The sequence below is a fragment of the Flavonifractor sp. AGMB03687 genome (genome assembly GCF_017811815.1).
Classification (GTDB): domain Bacteria; phylum Bacillota; class Clostridia; order Oscillospirales; family Oscillospiraceae; genus Flavonifractor.
In genome coordinates, this window is record NZ_JADKZI010000002.1 from 495610 (window position 1) to 512375 (window position 16766).

A 16766-nucleotide genomic window follows, 5' to 3' on the forward strand; every position below is an offset into this window, starting at 1 on the left:
GGCGTTCCATCGTTTCACTTAATATCACTTTAACATCACAATTTTACAAGATTTCAGCATTTATTCGCCTTGAGGATTTTACTCTTGGCTAATTGCAGGCAATCCTGCGAGTTCCCTTAAGTGATTAAGCTTTTTGAGTTGCTTGCCATTCAACTTGAGTAAACCCAAATAGAAATCTATTGTGCTTTTCTTTGTAGAATGTACCAGTTTATGCACATCTTCCAGTATAAGCACAAGATTGTTATAACCATCTTTGCCGCCTTTGGCTCTTGGAGTTTTGTGGTGGCAATGTATTTCTTCTTGACACAGAAAGTCTCTGCCAGTTATGGCACATCGACCTCTTTGTGCTGAGAAGAGCGATACACGGTTATCGTTATACTCAATCGAGCGATTTCCAACAGGGTACTTATACAGTTCCCCAAGTAACCAGGCATTTCTAAACATTAGATTGTCGTGTTTCCACTTTCGACCTTCCGGCGTGTATAGGTTTACGGCTTTCTTTTTGCCTGCGGTTTTCCGATGGTGTACATACGCTATCGGTAAAATGTAATGTCCTTGACATTCCATTATCCGCTTGCACTTCCCATAGTTTTTGTAATCTCCAAGTTTTGGAGATAAGGAACATTTCTTTAAGGGTTTCAGCCGATTATACAATGCCTTGTAGATCGAGTTGTGTATCTCTTGACAATCCGTTGTAATATCCGTTGCCATACAGAAGTAATTGTGTATTCCTCTGACTTCGGAATTGTACAACCGAATGTTAGCAATGGCTTGATTGCTATTACCGCTTCGTTGAATGACTTTGATTTGCTTTTTCAATGCAACCTTTGTGCGCTCAATCGCTTTAGGGCACATATGGGACGCAATGACATCTTTGTTGCCTTTTCTTTTTGTTCTAATCTCAATTCCCAGAAATTCTCCAGATTGTTTCCGAAGATTTACGATTCTGGTCTTTTCCATTGAAACATCAAGGTCAAGGCGTTTTTTGAGCCATTCCGCAACTCCGTATAATGTTTTGTGTGCTTCACTTTTTGTGGCACATAGTATGCGCACGTCATCCGCATAGCGGATGGTGTGCATTTCTTTTAGATTGGTTTTTCGCATTTCCCGAAAGGAACTTCCTTTACTGAATGTTCCGTTTGGTGCTACTCCACCTTTCCATTTGTACGCAAGTGGATTTTCTCCCCATTGGCTTTCCATATGCCAGTCCAGTTCATTAAGAACGATGTTAGCAAGGAGAGGAGATATAATACCACCTTGCGGTGTGCCTTTTGTGGGTTCTAAGATTGTACCGTCTGGCATTAGTATTTTTGCCTTTAGTATTTTCTTGATAACACATAGGAGTTGTTTGTCCCTTATACCCATAGCCCACATTTGTCGAATCAACTTTGAGTGGTTGACATTATCGAAAAATCCTTTTATGTCTACTTCAATCATATAATACAGATTTGACCGATTGATATATCGGTAGACCTCATTTATTGCATTTTCCGCAGACCTTAGTGGACGGAAACCAAAACTACCATCGAAGAACTTTGCTTCACAAATAGGTTCGAGTATTTGAAGGATACATTGTTGTATCAATCTATCCCATATACACGGAATACCAAGTGGTCTTGTTTTTCCGTTGGGTTTTGGAATATCCTTTCTTCGGACATTTCTGGGCTGATAGTTGTTAAGAATATTACGCACTCGTTTGCATACTACTTCCGGTTCAAGTTTCTCAATATCTGTGATGTTCAGGCCATCAGTTCCAGGTGTTTTACTACCTGCGTTCCGTTTTATGGAACGGTATGCCATCAATATATTTGCATCCGAAACAATATGCTTCATCAGCTTATCAAAGATAGCACCGTTTTGACTGTCCTTATACAGACTATCTAATAACTCTTGCTGGTCGTAGTATTCAGCATATCGAAGTTTGTTAATTTTCTTCTGCTTAATCTTTTTGACCTTCTGTATTTCTACAGGCGGTCTTGCTGAAAGTTGTTCATCCACTGGTTCATCACCTCCATTGTTTGAGGTGCCTCTTTTAGGCTTACTCACATCCAATGCTAAGTGATGTTTAGTGTATATTAGTGTAACGACTTGTGGCCATTCCTTCTGCCTTCATTACAAAGGCTATCTACGGTTCGACCACTACTTTTCAGCACCAGTTCGACGGCTTATTATTCTTCGTCCGCCTATTCTCATTTCGAGAACCTGATACCTTTCCTCGTTCCCTTAACTTTATCTGTGCATTTTCTCTTTTAGGTTTCTGCTATAGGCCTGTCGGATTCATATGCGCCTGCCGCATATAAGGTATTTCATAGTAGCAGATTTTTACTTTACCTCACCGACGTCCCTCTAAGGGGAATCTCCGTGTTTCCACGTTTCGCCAGTTTAGACCCGTACATTCGCAGATTCGTCAGTACATTTCGTACATTCTAACCATGAGAGATTTATAGACCCCCGACATATCATTTCCCATATCTTTTACTTTAGGTTTTCTTGACAGGTGGGCTCTAGCCACTTGTGTACCAATCTTTACTTACCTATTTCATTGACTTAGGTACTCTTTCTGCCGACTTCACCGAGCTTCTGACTATTTAGCTTTCGCTATATATAGCCAGTCGGAGGATTAGGGATAGTCCTTCAAGAGGGTTGCCCAACTTTCGTTGGCTCTATCATTTGACTATTCAAGTTAAGAGTTCTCCTTAATTATCTATCGTAGCATTTCAAACAGGCGGGTTCTAACCACTTTTGTACCAATTTTACTTTACTACTTCGACTTCTTAAGTGCCTTAGCTTTTCACTAAGGAACGAGTCGCACCGCTGCCCTGGGCCTTGTGGACGGTGATGGCATATGCTGGCTCCAGCTCCACCAGCATATCCTGGGTGTACTCCACCACCCTGCCCTCAAAGTCCACGGTGAGGGTCCCCTCCCGGTTGTCCACCCGGGTAATGGTACCGATATCTCCATTAAAAATACCCATGCCGCTGTCCGCGCCGTCCCGCCAGAGCACGTCGTAGTTGTTGCGCACCTGCATGACCCGGTCCCCCTGACGGAACACGTACTCGCCGAACCGCTTCTCCGGCTTGTCGGCTCCGGGCGGATTCACCGCCTCCTGAATGGCCCGGTTGAGGGAGGCGGTACCGGTGACCCGCTTGCGGGTGGGCGACAGAACCTGGATCTGGTCGGCGGGAATGCCCATATTGTTGGGCAGCCGGGTCTGGATCAGCTCCACAATGGTCTCGGCCGCCCGGGCCGGGTCCTTCCGGCGGAGGAAGAAGAAATCATGCTCCCGGTCCTTCAGGTCGGGCAGCTTGCCCTGGTTGACCCCGTGGGCGTTGCGGACGATGGCGCTCTCGGCGGCCTGCCGGAAAATTTCGGTGAGCCGCACCATGGGAATGGCTCCGCTGCGGATGAGATCGGAAAACAGATTGCCCGGGCCCACGCTGGGAAGCTGGTCCGGGTCTCCCACCAAAATCAGGCGGCAGTCGTCCCGTAGGGCGGCCAGCAGCCCCTGCATCAGCACGATGTCCACCATGGAGGTCTCATCCACGATGACGGCGTCCGCCTTCAGGGGATCGCTCTCGTCGTGGGCGAAGATCAGTTTGCCGGAGCGGGGGTCGTACTGGGTCTCCAGCAGTCGGTGGATGGTGTACCCCTCCGCCCCGCACAGCTCTCCCAGCCGCTTGGCGGCCCGGCCGGTGGGGGCGGCCAGGGCAGTCTCCAGCCCCAGCTGGTCAAAGAGGGCCAGCACACCCCGCAGTGAGGTGGTCTTACCGGTACCGGGGCCGCCGGTGAGAAGCATCACCTGACTGGTTGCCGCCAGAGCCACCGCCTCCCGCTGCTGGGGAGCATACACGATGCCCTGATCCTCCTGGATGCGGTCGATGAGATCGTCCAGCCCGTGGGGGGCCACCAGCTCCCCACGGGACATCTCGGTGAGCCGCCAGGCCACATACTGCTCGGCCTCGCACAGGGCCTGGAGGTAGACGGCCTCCTCCCCTGCTACCGGTTCCTGGATCACCTCGCCCCGCTCCAGCAGGGTCTCCAGGGCGTCCTCCAGGCTCTCCCCCTCCACGCCAATGAGCTGGCCGGTGGCCATCAGCAGCTTGCGCCGGGGCAGGAAGGCGTGGCCGTTGTCCAGATTGTAGGTCAGTTCAAAGAGGAGGGCCGCCTCAATGCGCTGGGGGTCGTCCCCCTCCATGCCCATGGACAGGGCCAGGGCATCGGCAGTGGAGAAATCCACCCCCAGCTCCTCGTCCACCATCAGGTAGGGGTTGCCCCGGATGACCTCCAGAGCCCGGTCCCCGTACCGGCGGTACAGGGGCATGGCCAGCTGGAGGGGCACCTCATGCTCCCCCAGGAAGGCCAGCAGCCGCCGCATACCCATCTGGAGCCGGAAATTCTCGCCGATGGTCAGGGCCTTTTTGCGGGTGATGCCGCGGATTTTGGTGAGCTGCTCCGGGTTCTCCTCCAGCACGGTGAGGGCATCCTCCCCGAACTCCTCGATCATCCTCCGGGCAGTGGCAGCGCCGATGCCCCGCACCGCGCCGGAGGACAGGTAATCGAAGATGGCCTTGGCCCCGGCGGGGAGCCGCCGCTCCACCGTCTCCGCCTTGAACTGCTCGCCGTAGGAGGCATGGCGGGTCCAGGTGCCCTGGACCGAGATGCCCTCGCCGGGGGCTACTCCCGGCATACAGCCCACCACGGTGACCAGCGCCCCGTCCCCGATGTCAAGACGAAGCACCGTGTAGCCGTTCTCCTCGTTCTGGTAGATGACGGCTGACACGGTGCCCTGCATATAATCCTGTTCCGCCTCCTGCATGGCTGCCCCTCCTTGTGTTACTCGGAGAATATGATACCATCTGGCGGCGGATTTGTCGAACGCTATTTTTCTGTGATGTACTGGCTGAGACGGTCGGCGGGACAGACCACCACCCCGGTGGCGCCAGACAGCAGCGCGGCGGCCACAGCCTTTCCTGTGGGGTCCAGGCCGCCATCGGCAATGACAATGGTGAATTGCTTCTTCTTATGGCCCCGCAGCCAGAGAAGGCTCTTCACATCCTGTTCCAGATGCTCCCCCTCCCCCGCCGCCGGGACCACGGCGTACACCGGGCCGCTCCAGTCCTCCGGCAGCAGCATCTGACCAAAGAGGGCCCAGCCCAGAGCCAGCAGTCCGATGGCCGCCAGCAGGGCCAGGACCACCTGTAAAATTCCGTCCAAGTCCCTTCACCTCCGCATTATCCTATGCAAGGAGGGGCAAAAGGGACTCAGCCTCCTACGGTGGACACCACCACGCCGGTGGCGAAGGTCATAATAAGCCCGGCGGTAATCACGCCCAGGAAGATGGAGGGCAGGGCCTTCCGCAGAGGCATATTCAGAAAAGCGGCCGCCAGAGCGCCCGTCCAGGCGCCGGTACCGGGCAGCGGGATGGCCACAAAGAGCCACAGGCCGATATACTTGTACTTGGTTACCTTCTGCCCCTTCAGGTGGGCCTTCTTCTCCAGCTTATCCACCAGCCGGTTCAGTTTGGCCGATTTCCGGCGCATCCAATAAAAAATCCGGCGGATATAGACAATAATAAAGGGGATGGGCAGCATGTTGCCGATGATGGCGGCAATGAGGGCCTGCGCCGGGGCCAGTCCCAGTGCGGTACCGAAGGGCACACCGCCCCGCAGCTCGATGATGGGCACCATGGAGACCAGCATGGTAAACAACATTTCGCCCAGATCATTGTGCGTAAACCATTCTAACAGATCCAAAACCGAAACACCTCGCTATGTCAGTTTCTGTATTGTATCACAGGGTGAATAAAAAGACCATTTAAAAATGATGAAAGCAGACGTTTTTTTAGACGGCACAGGCTCTTGTTCTGTTCCGTAATAAATGATATAATAGTTCGACAATTTCGGGAAGTGAGGTTTTCTGACATGACCTACAAAGAAGAATTCATTACCTTTATGGTGCGCTCCGGCGTGCTCACTTTTGGTGATTTCACCACCAAATCCGGCCGCAAGACCCCCTATTTCATTAACACCGGCAACTACAAGACCGGCGCTCAGGCCGCCAAGCTGGGCGACTACTACGCCGCCTGCATCCAGGAGAACCTGCCTGAGGGCGTGACCTGCCTGTTTGGCCCCGCCTACAAGGGCATCCCTCTGGCTGTCACCGCCGCCGCCTCCCTGTACCGCAACTACGACCGCGACCTGCCCTACTGCTTCAACCGCAAGGAGGCCAAGGACCACGGCGAGGGCGGCTCCATGGTGGGCTACAAGCCCCAGGACGGGGACGATGTGGTCATCGTGGAGGACGTGGTCACCGCCGGCACCGCCGTGCGCGAGACCATCGAGCTCTTCAAGCACGTGGCCAACGTGAACATGAAGGCCCTCATCGTGTCCGTGGACCGCATGGAGCGGGGCACCAAGGACTGCTCCACCCTGGACGAGCTGCGTGAGGACTATGGCATCCAGGTGTTCCCCATCGTCACCGTCAAGGAGATCATCTCCTTCCTCCACAACAAGGAGATCGACGGCAAGGTGTACATCGACGACGAGATGAAGGGCAAGATGGAAGCCTACCTGGCCCAGTACGGCGCCAAGGCCTAAGCATTCCGGTATGAAAGGAGGAGGAGTCCGGCCATGGGTACCCACGACGGTCACCGTCAGCGGCTGAAAACTGAATTTCTGGCCCGGCCGGACTCCTTCCCCGACCATAAGCTGCTGGAGCTGCTGCTCTTTTACGCCAATCCCCGCAGTGACACCAATCCCCTGGCTCATGAGCTGCTGGACCGGTTCGGATCACTGGCCGGCGTGCTGGACGCCACCCCTGAGGAGCTGCAGAAGGTCAAAGGGGTGGGCGAGCACGCCGCTGTGCTCTTCAAAACAGCCAAGGAGCTGGCGGGCCGGTATCTCACCGCCCGCACCCAGATGGACGACATCGCCCGCAATTCCCGGGACTATTTTGCCCTGCTTCAGCCCTATTTTTTCGGGGCCCGCAACGAGCAGCTCTGCCTGCTATGCATGGACGGCAAAGGCAAAGTCCTAGGCATCCGCAAGCTGGGCGAGGGCAACGTGAACGCTGTCAACGTCACCACCCGGCTCATCGCCGAGGCAGCCCTCTCCCTCAACGCCGCCGGGGTGGTGCTGGCCCACAACCACGTCTCCGGCATCGCCTTCCCCTCCGGGGACGACATCGCCACCACCAACAGTCTGGCCCCCATCCTGGCCAAGCTGGGCGTGGAGCTGGTGGACCACGTGATCTTCGTAGATGACGACATGGTGTCTTTGCGGGACAGCGGCTTCTACAAGCCATAGGAACATTTATTCGATTACCCGTTGCAATGGAACTGATGTTCTGATACAATGGGACCACGAGGTGATGGTATGCCCAAATTTGAAGTAGTCAGCGAATACTCCCCCGCCGGCGATCAGCCCGAGGCCATCGCTGCCCTGGCGGCGGGCATTGAAAACGGTCTGGATGAGCAGACCCTGCTGGGCGTCACCGGTTCGGGCAAAACCTTCACCATGGCCAAGGTCATCGAGGCGGTTCAGCGCCCCACCCTGGTGCTGGCCCACAACAAGACCCTGGCCGCCCAGCTGTGCGCCGAGTTCAAGGAGTTCTTCCCCAACAACGCGGTGGAGTACTTCGTGTCCTACTACGATTACTACCAGCCCGAGGCCTATATCCCCCACACCGACACCTTTATTGAAAAGGATTCGGCGGTGAACGAGGAGATCGACCGGCTGCGGCTGGCGGCCACCGCCTCCCTGATGGAGCGGCGGGACGTGATCGTGGTGTCCTCGGTGTCCTGCATCTACGGCCTGGGCGAGCCGGAGGATTTTGCCAAAATGATGGTGTCCCTCCGGGTAGGCGCCCAGATGGAGCGGGATGAACTCTTAAAAAAGCTGGTAGCCATCCGCTATGAGCGCAACGATATCGCCTTTGAGCGCAATATGTTCCGAGTCCGGGGAGACACGGTGGAGATCTTCCCCGCCTACTGGAAGGATTCCGCCATCCGGGTGGAGTTTTTCGGCGACGAGATCGACCGCATCAGCGAGATCAACGTGGTCACCGGCACCCCTATCCGGCGGCTGAATACCATCCCCATCTGGCCCGCCACTCACTACGTCACCCCCAAGGAGAAGATGGACGCCGCCATCCAGGAGATTTATAAGGAACTGGAGGAGCGGGTGGCCTTCTTCGAAAAGGAGGGCAAGCTCATCGAGGCCCAGCGCATCAAGCAGCGCACCATGTACGACGTGGAGATGATGCAGGAGCTGGGCTACTGCACCGGCATCGAGAACTACAGCCGGGTCATTGAGGGACGCCCCGCCGGGTCGCCTCCCCACACCCTGCTGGACTATTTCCCCAAGGATTTTGTTCTCTTCATCGACGAGAGCCACGTGACCCTGCCCCAGGTGCGGGCCATGTACAACGGCGACCGGGCACGAAAGACCTCCCTGGTGGACTACGGCTTCCGTCTCCCCTGCGCCTTCGACAACCGGCCCCTGAAGTTTGAGGAGTTCCAGAAGCGGCTCAACCAGGTGGTGTACGTGTCCGCCACCCCCGGCGAGTACGAGCGGGAGCGCTCCGGCCAGATCGTAGAGCAGGTCATCCGCCCCACCGGCCTGCTGGACCCCAAGATCGAGGTGCGCCCGGTGGAAGGCCAGATCGACGATCTCATTGGAGAGATCAACGACCGTACCGCCCGGAAGGAGCGGGTGCTGGTCACCACCCTGACCAAGAAGATGGCGGAGGATCTCACCGCCTATCTCACCAACGCGGGCATCAAGGTGCGGTATATGCACCACGACATCGACACCATCGAGCGGATGGAGATCATCCGGGACCTGCGGCTGGGTACCTTCGACGTGCTGGTGGGCATCAACCTGCTGCGCGAGGGCCTGGACCTGCCGGAGGTCTCCCTGGTGGCCATTCTGGACGCCGACAAGGAGGGCTTTCTCCGCTCGGAGACCTCCCTCATCCAGACCATCGGCCGTGCCGCCCGAAACGCCCAGGGTCTGGTGGTCATGTACGCCGACTCCATTACCCCCTCCATGCGCCGGGCCATTGACGAGACCGAGCGCCGCCGGGCCAAGCAGGACGCCTTCAACCAGGCCCACGGCATCGTGCCCAAGACCGTCATCAAGTCGGTGCGGGACGTCATCGACCTATCCGAGGACAAGGGCGAGCTGCCCCACTCCAAGAAGGCTCTGTCCAAGAAGGAGAAGGAGGCCGCCATCGCCAAGCTGGAGAAGGAGATGAAAGAGGCCTCCAAGCGATTGGAATTCGAGTACGCCGCCGTCCTCCGGGACCGCATCATCGAGCTGCGGGGCCAGGGGTGACCTCTTACAAGGAGGGCTGTTATTATGTACGACCGGCTGAAAAAGATCCTGCCCATTGTCTTGATCGTCATCGTCGCCATTTTCTCAGTCCTTTACCTGTTCATTAGCCGCCAGCACGGCGTGGAATACCAGGACACCCTCTACTTCCCTGTCACGGAGGGCGATACCACGGTGTACTCCGCCAAGGTAGGCGGCCAGCCCGCCTCCTTTACAGTTCAGGGCGACACCGTCACCTACCGCTGGGGGGACACGGTCTACGGTCCCTATACGGTTCGGGAGGATTCCGCTGCTATACCATCCGACGAGTATTGGGATCGCATTCTCACCGGTGTGGAGATCCGCAAGGGGGACCAGGTCCTGTTTCGGGGTGGCTACGACTGGAATCTGAACCTTCTGGTCAAGGAGAACGGCCAGAAATCTGTCGGCACATCATCTCCTGAACACCCCAACCTGCTCGCCCTCATCCGATTTTCCCAGCGGCCCGAAGCAGACACCCACCGGGGCGCCCCCCTGATGTGGTTTTTGGGCCTTCTTCTGGCCGGGGTCACTGTCCTGCTGATCCGGTTTGATGACGCCATCTTCCGGTTTAACCTGTTCTTTCGGGTCAGGCATCCGGAGGACGCCGAGCCCTCCGACTGGGAACTTACTAGCCGGGTTCTGAGCTGGCTGGCATTTACCGTCTTTTCCTTCGGCGTATTTCTCGCCGGACTTATTATCATTAGCTGACCAAACATCATAAAAAGTGAGGTTTTTGTCATGAATTACGTCACACTTGGTAAAACTGGTCTCAAGGTCGCCCAGGTTTCTTTCGGCGGCATTCCCATTCAGCGCTCCGACGCCGAAAACACCCGCGCGGTTGTGGACAAGCTGGAGCAGTACGGCATGAACTACATCGACACCGCCCGCGGCTACACCGTATCTGAGGAGTACCTGGGCGCTGCTCTGGAGGGCCGCCGGGACAAGTTCATCCTGGCCACCAAGTCCATGGCTCGTGACAAAGAGTCCATGGCCAAGGACATCGACATCAGCCTGAAAAACCTGCGCACCGATCACATCGACGTCTACCAGATCCACAACCTGCCCGAGGCCGAGATCGACAAGGTGTTCGGCGAGGGCGGTGCCTGGGAGGCTCTGGAGGAGGCCAAGGCCGCCGGCAAGATCGGCCATCTGGGCGTCACCGCCCACAATGTGGACGCTCTGAAGAAGATGCTGGAGCTCCACGGCGACAAGATCGAGACTGTCATGTTCCCCTACAACATCGTGGAGATCCACGGCCACGAGGTGCTGAAGAAGGCCCGTGAGATGGGCATCGGCACCATCGCCATGAAGCCCATGGCCGGCGGCAACCTGGACGACTGGAACCTGGCCCTGCGGTTCATCGCCGCCTCCGGCGTCATTGACATCTCCATCCCCGGCATGGGCTCCCCCGAGGAGGCCGACCGCAACGCCGAGGCTGCCGAGCACTTCTCTCCCCTCACCCAGGAGGAGCTGGCCGAGTGCGACCGCATCCGCAAGGAGCTGGGCAACGAGTTCTGCCGCCGCTGCAACTACTGTGCTCCCTGCCCCAACGGCATCAACATCCCCAACTGCTTCCTGATGGCCAACTACGCCCGCAAGTACGGCCTGGCCGACTGGGCCAAGGCCCGGTACGACGCCATGCAGTACCACGCCGGCTCCTGCGTCCAGTGCGGCGCCTGCGAGAAGCGCTGCCCCTACAACCTGCCCATCCGTGACATGCTGACCAAGGTGGCCGATCTGTTCGGCTATTGATCCGTTCCAAAGGAGGCACCTCCATGGTTCCGCGGAAGAAATTTCTCTACCTGCCCGAGGCCGTCAATGACAGCTTTACCATCTTCCCATCTGACGGCCCTGTCTCCGCTCCGGAGCCACAAGATCCCACCCCGCCCCAGCCCCCGGAGGGCCCAGCAGGAATCTATCCCTGCCCCTGCTGCGGGTACCTCACCTTTCCCGTCCCCAAGGAGGAGGCCATCGCCTACATCTGTCCGGTATGCTTTTGGGAAAACGACGTGTTTGACCCCGGCGAGGACGACCCCAGCGATGAAAACCATGGCATGACTCTGCGGCAGGGCCGGGAAAATTACCGGAACTGGGGCGCGGTCCGGGAGGATTTGGTGGGCTTTGCCCGCCCGCCCCGTCCGGAAGAGGTGCCCTGATACCCAAAAAAGGAGACCAACATCTATGCTCGATCATATTTCCGTCAAAGGAGCCCGGGCAAACAATTTAAAAAACATCGACGTGGACATCCCCCGTGACAAGCTGGTGGTGCTCACCGGCCTGTCCGGCAGCGGCAAGTCCTCTCTGGCCTTCGATACCATCTACGCCGAGGGACAGCGCCGCTACGTGGAGTCCCTGTCCTCCTATGCCCGGATGTTTTTGGGTCAGATGGAGAAGCCCGATGTGGACTACATTGACGGCCTCTCCCCCGCCATCTCCATTGACCAGAAGACCACCTCCAAAAACCCCCGCTCCACCGTGGGCACCGTCACCGAGATCTACGACTACCTGCGTCTGCTGTGGGCCCGGGTGGGCACACCCCACTGCCCCAAGTGCGGCAAGGAGATCCAGCAGCAGACTATTGACCAGATCATTGACCAGGTGCTGGAGCTGCCTGAGGCCACCCGCATCCAGGTCATGGCCCCGGTGGTCCGCGGCAAGAAGGGCACCCACCAGAAGCTGCTGGAGGATGCCCGTAAGTCGGGCTATGTCCGCTGCCGGGTGGACGGCTCCCTGTACGACCTGACGGAAGAGATTGAGCTGGACAAGAATAAGAAGCACAACATCGAGATCGTGGTGGACCGTCTGGTCATCAAAGAGGACATCGCCCGCCGGCTCACCGACTCGGTGGAGGTGGCCTCCAACCTGGCCGGCGGCCTGGTGGTCATCAACATCGTGGGCGAGGACCGGGACATTATGTTCTCCCAGAACTACGCCTGTGAGGACTGCGGCATCTCCATCGAGGAGCTGTCGCCCCGGATGTTCTCCTTCAACAACCCCTTCGGCGCCTGCCCCACCTGTACCGGCCTGGGCTCCCAGCTGAAGGTGGACCCCGATCTCATCATCCCCAACAAGGAGCTGTCCATCCTGGAGGGGGCCATCACCGCCTCCGGCTGGAACAACATCAAGGGAGACTCCATCTCCCGGATGTACTTTGAGGCCCTGTCCAAGAAGTACAACTTCAAGCTGAACACCCCGGTGAAGGACCTGCCGCCTGAGATCATGGATATCATTCTCTACGGCACCAAGGGGGAAAAGCTGAAGCTGACCTATGAGCGGGAGAACGGCCACGGTACCCTGATGCAGCCCTTTGAGGGCATCATCAACAACCTGGAGCGCCGCTATCGTGAGACCCAGTCCGACGCCATGCGCCGGGATCTGGAGGACTGCATGAGCGAGCGCCCCTGCCCCGACTGCGGCGGCAAGCGCCTGCGGAAGGAGGCCCTGGCCGTCACCGTGGGCGGAATCAACATTGATACCTTCTGCCGCAAATCGGTAACCGAAGCCCTGGATTTTGTGGACCATCTGGAGCTCTCCGCCCAGAAAATGCTCATTGCCGACCGGATTCTGAAGGAGATCAAGAGCCGTCTGGGCTTCCTCCAGAGCGTGGGCCTGCAATACCTTACCCTGAGCCGGGCGGCCGCCACTTTGTCCGGCGGCGAGAGCCAGCGCATCCGGCTGGCCACCCAGATCGGCTCCTCCCTGATGGGGGTGCTCTACATTCTGGACGAGCCCTCCATCGGCCTGCACCAGCGGGACAACGACAAGCTCCTGGCCACCCTGAAGCACCTGCGGGACCTGGGCAACACCCTGTTGGTGGTGGAGCACGACGAGGACACTATGCGGGAAGCCGACTACATCGTGGATATCGGCCCCGGCGCCGGCGTCCACGGCGGTCAGGTGGTGGCCTGCGGCACCGCCCAGGAGATCATGGACAACCCGGCCTCCATCACCGGCGACTACCTGTCCGGCCGGAAGAAGATCCCCGTCCCTTCTGAGCGTCGGACCGGCAACGGCCACTTCCTCACCGTCAAGGGGGCGGCGGAGAACAACCTCCAGAACATCGACGTATCCATCCCTCTGGGCACCTTTACCTGCGTCACCGGCGTGTCCGGCTCCGGCAAATCCTCCCTAGTCAACGAGATCCTCTATAAGCGGCTGGCCGCCGACCTGAACCGGGCCAAGACCCGGCCGGGCAAGCACGCCGCCATCGAGGGCGAGGAATTTCTGGACAAGATCATCGCCATCGACCAGTCCCCCATCGGCCGTACCCCCCGGTCCAACCCGGCCACCTATACCGGGCTCTTCAACGACATCCGGGACCTGTTCGCCTCCACGCCTGACGCCAAGACCCGGGGCTACGGCCCCGGCCGGTTCTCCTTCAATGTGCGGGGCGGCCGGTGTGAGGCCTGCCAGGGCGACGGTCTCATCAAGATCGAGATGCACTTTTTGCCCGACATCTACGTGCCCTGCGAGGTGTGTAAGGGCAAGCGGTACAACCGGGAGACCCTGGAGGTGCGCTACAAGGGCAAGAACATCTATGAGGTGCTGGACATGACGGTGGAGGAAGCCCTCCCCTTCTTCGAGCACCTGCCCAAGCTGTACAACAAGCTCCAAACCCTGTACGAGGTGGGTCTCAGCTATGTGAAGTTGGGCCAGCCCTCCACCGAGCTGTCCGGCGGCGAGGCCCAGCGGGTCAAGCTGGCCACCGAGCTGGCCAAGCGCTCCACCGGAAAGACCATCTATATTCTGGACGAGCCCACCACCGGCCTTCATACCGCCGACGTGCATAAGCTCATCGAGGTGCTCCAGAAGCTGGTGGAAGCAGGCAACACCGTGGTGGTCATTGAGCACAACCTGGACGTGATCAAGACCGCCGACCACGTCATTGACCTGGGCCCCGAGGGCGGCTCCGGCGGCGGCACTATCGTGGCCACCGGTACCCCCGAGGAGGTGGCCCAGTGTCCCGCCTCCTACACCGGCCACTATCTGAAACGGATGCTGGAGTGATCCGGATAGGTCTGTCATTTTATTACAAACTGTAGAGAAACGGGCGCGCTGCACCATGCAGCGCGCCCGTTTTCTGTCAAATTTGCAAAGATGCGTTGACAAAACAGCGTTATTGTATTATACTGCTAGCAGTTAAACCATTTAGTTTATAATATAAACGTGAATTTTTTTAACAGGAGGCAGCGTTATGAGCATTCGGAATGTGGTTCTCATCGGCGGCGGCGTACTGGGCAGTCAGATCGCCTACCAGACCGCCTACAAAGGCTTTCACGTCACCATCTGGCTGAGGAGCGATGCCTCCATCGGCCGGGCCCAGCCCAAGCTGCAGCGGCTCCACGACATCTATGTAGCGGAGCTCACCGCCGCCAAGTCCAGCCCCGGTCCCTACAGCGCCGGACTGCTGGAAAATGGCCGCACCTACACCCCGGAGGAGATCGATCAGCGCATTGCTCAAGCCGACGCCGCCCTGAAGGGCCTCACCCTGACCACCGACCTGGCCGGTGCGGTGAAGGATGCCGACCTGGTCATTGAGGCTCTGGCGGAGGTGCCCCAGCAGAAGATCGAGTTCTATCAGATGCTGGCTCCCCTGCTGCCGGAAAAGACCATCCTGGCCACCAACACCTCTACCCTGCTCCCCTCCTCCCTGGCTCAGTACACCGGCCGTCCGGAGAAGTATCTGGCCCTCCACTTCGCCAACAACATCTGGAAGCTGAATACTGCAGAGGTCATGGGCCACCCCGGCACCGACCCGGCGGCCTATGAGGAGGTAGCCCAGTTTGCCGCTGACATCGGTATGGTGCCTCTGCGGCTGAAGAAGGAAAAGGACGGCTACCTGCTCAACTCCATGCTGGTCCCCTTCCTGATGGCGGCTCAGAGCCTATGGGCGGAGGACATAGCCGACTTTGAGACCATCGACAAGACCTGGGTGCTGGCCACTGGCGCCCCCATGGGTCCCTTCCGCATCCTGGATATCGTGGGCATCACCACGGCGTACAACATCCTCACCAACATCCCTGCCGCCGCCGACCCCAATACCACCTACGGCAAGATGGCAAAGCGGCTGAAAGAAGAGTACATCGACACCGGCAAGCTGGGCATCAACGCCGGTGAGGGCTTTTACAAGTACAAATAAGTACCCACTCCAAAAAGGGGCGCCGCGCATCGCGCGGCGCCCCTTTTCTTATTCCTTGTACAGACGCTTCCGTCCGCTGACCTGCTCCAGGTCGATCCGCCACACCGCGGTGCGGGGCAGGTGCTGCTCAATGACCTCCTCCACCCGTTCCGGGCATTTGGGGGCGTATTTTTGACAGATGGCCCGCAGGGCCTCCCTCTGCTCCTCCGGGTCGGTCACTTCATGGGCGGTGCCCCGGGCCACGGCGCTGGTGAACTCGGTCTCGTAGGCCTCCTGCACCACCCGCTGATGGCCCACGGCGGTGAGGCACACCTGGGGGTGGAGCTTCAGGCAGTCCAGCTTTTCTCCCTGTAACCTGGAGTGGAAATAAACTGCCTCCCCCACCCGGACCCCGTTGAGGGGCATACAATAGGGCATCCCCTCCCCGTCGTTTACCGCCAGTACCATGTATTCACACCGGTCCAGGGCCTCCAGCCCCACGTCCCGTCCGTCTGTCCGCTTCATATACATCCGTCCCTTCCGCCCCGGAGGGCCTGTTCTCTCCCCCATCATACCCCCGTCCGCCCGTTGTCGCAAGAAAAACTTCCATTCCCCCCTTGACATCCCGTTCAGCCAGTATATAATAACATATGAACAATAGCTCATATGTTATCAGAAAGGATGGTCACCATGACAGACAGCAACGGCGTGGAGCGGTGCGACTTCAGCCACGTCCACCAGGAGATCGTGGACAAGGTGGAGCGCACCATGCCGGAGGATGAGATTCTCTATGATCTGGCGGAGCTGTTCAAGATCTTCGGGGACTCCACCCGCATCAAGATCCTGTATGTGCTCTTTGAATCGGAGATGTGCGTGTGCGACATCGCCAAGCTGCTGGGCATGACCCAGTCGGCCATCTCCCACCAGCTTCGGGCGCTGAAGCAGAGCAAGCTGGTAAAATACCGCCGGGAGGGCAAAACCGTCTTCTACTCCCTGGCAGACGGCCATGTCCGCACCATTCTGGGCCAGGGCATGGAACACATTGCGGAATGAGAGGAGTTTGTATACCATGAAAAAGACATTCAAGATGAGAGATCTGGACTGCGCCAACTGCGCCGCCAAGATGGAAAACGCCATCCGCAAGCTGGACGGGGTGAACAGCGCCACCATCAGCTTCATGACCCAGAAGCTGACTCTGGACGCCGACGACGCCCGGTTCGACGAGATCCTCCAGCAGGCGGCCAAGGTCTGCAAGAAGGTGGAGCCCGACTGCACCATCATCATTCCGTAAGGA

Annotated in this window: 15 protein-coding genes; 10 read left to right on the forward strand and 5 right to left on the reverse strand. The window is 57.9% G+C overall.

Annotated elements, in window-relative coordinates; translation table 11 throughout:
- Positions 1-78 precede the first annotated feature (78 nt).
- The 4 genes from ltrA to J9789_RS05940 all read right to left on the reverse strand — a co-directional run bounded on the left by ltrA (position 79) and on the right by J9789_RS05940 (position 5754).
- A complete protein-coding gene (gene ltrA, locus J9789_RS05925; protein WP_348633644.1) occupies positions 79-1944 on the reverse strand; it encodes a group II intron reverse transcriptase/maturase in 1866 nt (621 codons plus the stop codon).
- Between the two features lie 839 nt (positions 1945-2783).
- Positions 2784-4817, reverse strand: coding sequence for an ATP-dependent RecD-like DNA helicase (locus tag J9789_RS05930; RefSeq protein WP_209343527.1), 2034 nt, complete (start codon positions 4815-4817; stop codon positions 2784-2786).
- Between the two features lie 62 nt (positions 4818-4879).
- Positions 4880-5215, reverse strand: a complete 336-nt coding sequence (locus J9789_RS05935; RefSeq protein WP_209343529.1) for a hypothetical protein — start codon at positions 5213-5215, stop codon at positions 4880-4882.
- A 47-nt stretch (positions 5216-5262) separates the two neighbouring features.
- Positions 5263-5754: a small multi-drug export protein gene (locus J9789_RS05940; RefSeq protein ID WP_245185087.1), complete on the reverse strand. Its 492-nt coding sequence runs from the start codon at positions 5752-5754 to the stop codon at positions 5263-5265.
- A gap of 168 nt (positions 5755-5922) precedes the next feature.
- Between J9789_RS05940 and pyrE the strand changes: the two genes are divergently transcribed.
- From pyrE to J9789_RS05980, 8 genes are all read left to right on the forward strand, one after another.
- Positions 5923-6597: an orotate phosphoribosyltransferase gene (gene pyrE, locus J9789_RS05945; RefSeq protein ID WP_209343530.1), complete on the forward strand. Its 675-nt coding sequence runs from the start codon at positions 5923-5925 to the stop codon at positions 6595-6597.
- 33 nt (positions 6598-6630) lie between these two features.
- On the forward strand, positions 6631-7305 hold the full coding sequence (locus J9789_RS05950) for a JAB domain-containing protein (RefSeq protein WP_209343532.1): 675 nt from the start codon (positions 6631-6633) through the stop codon (positions 7303-7305).
- Between the two features lie 69 nt (positions 7306-7374).
- Complete coding sequence (gene uvrB, locus J9789_RS05955) at positions 7375-9336, forward strand: excinuclease ABC subunit UvrB (protein ID WP_209343534.1); 1962 nt, start codon at positions 7375-7377, stop codon at positions 9334-9336.
- Between the two features lie 24 nt (positions 9337-9360).
- Entirely contained in the window at positions 9361-10062 is a 702-nt protein-coding gene (locus J9789_RS05960) for a hypothetical protein (protein WP_209343536.1), read from the forward strand.
- A 30-nt stretch (positions 10063-10092) separates the two neighbouring features.
- On the forward strand, positions 10093-11106 hold the full coding sequence (locus tag J9789_RS05965) for an aldo/keto reductase (protein ID WP_209343538.1): 1014 nt from the start codon (positions 10093-10095) through the stop codon (positions 11104-11106).
- Between the two features lie 23 nt (positions 11107-11129).
- The gene (locus J9789_RS05970; protein WP_209343540.1) at positions 11130-11510 is read left to right on the forward strand and encodes a CPCC family cysteine-rich protein; all 381 of its coding nucleotides are present in this window, start codon (positions 11130-11132) and stop codon (positions 11508-11510) included.
- Positions 11511-11535: 25 nt separating this feature from the next.
- Positions 11536-14361: an excinuclease ABC subunit UvrA gene (gene uvrA, locus J9789_RS05975; RefSeq protein WP_209343542.1), complete on the forward strand. Its 2826-nt coding sequence runs from the start codon at positions 11536-11538 to the stop codon at positions 14359-14361.
- Between the two features lie 187 nt (positions 14362-14548).
- Positions 14549-15493: a 3-hydroxyacyl-CoA dehydrogenase gene (locus J9789_RS05980; protein ID WP_209343544.1), complete on the forward strand. Its 945-nt coding sequence runs from the start codon at positions 14549-14551 to the stop codon at positions 15491-15493.
- 48 nt (positions 15494-15541) lie between these two features.
- On the opposite strand, the gene J9789_RS05985 is transcribed toward J9789_RS05980, so the two are convergent.
- Positions 15542-15997: a pyridoxamine 5'-phosphate oxidase family protein gene (locus J9789_RS05985; protein ID WP_209343546.1), complete on the reverse strand. Its 456-nt coding sequence runs from the start codon at positions 15995-15997 to the stop codon at positions 15542-15544.
- A 165-nt stretch (positions 15998-16162) separates the two neighbouring features.
- Here J9789_RS05985 and J9789_RS05990 point away from each other — a divergent pair, with 165 nt between their 5' ends.
- A complete protein-coding gene (locus J9789_RS05990) occupies positions 16163-16525 on the forward strand; it encodes a metalloregulator ArsR/SmtB family transcription factor (RefSeq protein WP_209343548.1) in 363 nt (120 codons plus the stop codon).
- Between the two features lie 16 nt (positions 16526-16541).
- The gene (locus J9789_RS05995; RefSeq protein WP_209343550.1) at positions 16542-16763 is read left to right on the forward strand and encodes a cation transporter; all 222 of its coding nucleotides are present in this window, start codon (positions 16542-16544) and stop codon (positions 16761-16763) included.
- The last annotated feature ends 3 nt before the right edge of the window (positions 16764-16766 follow it).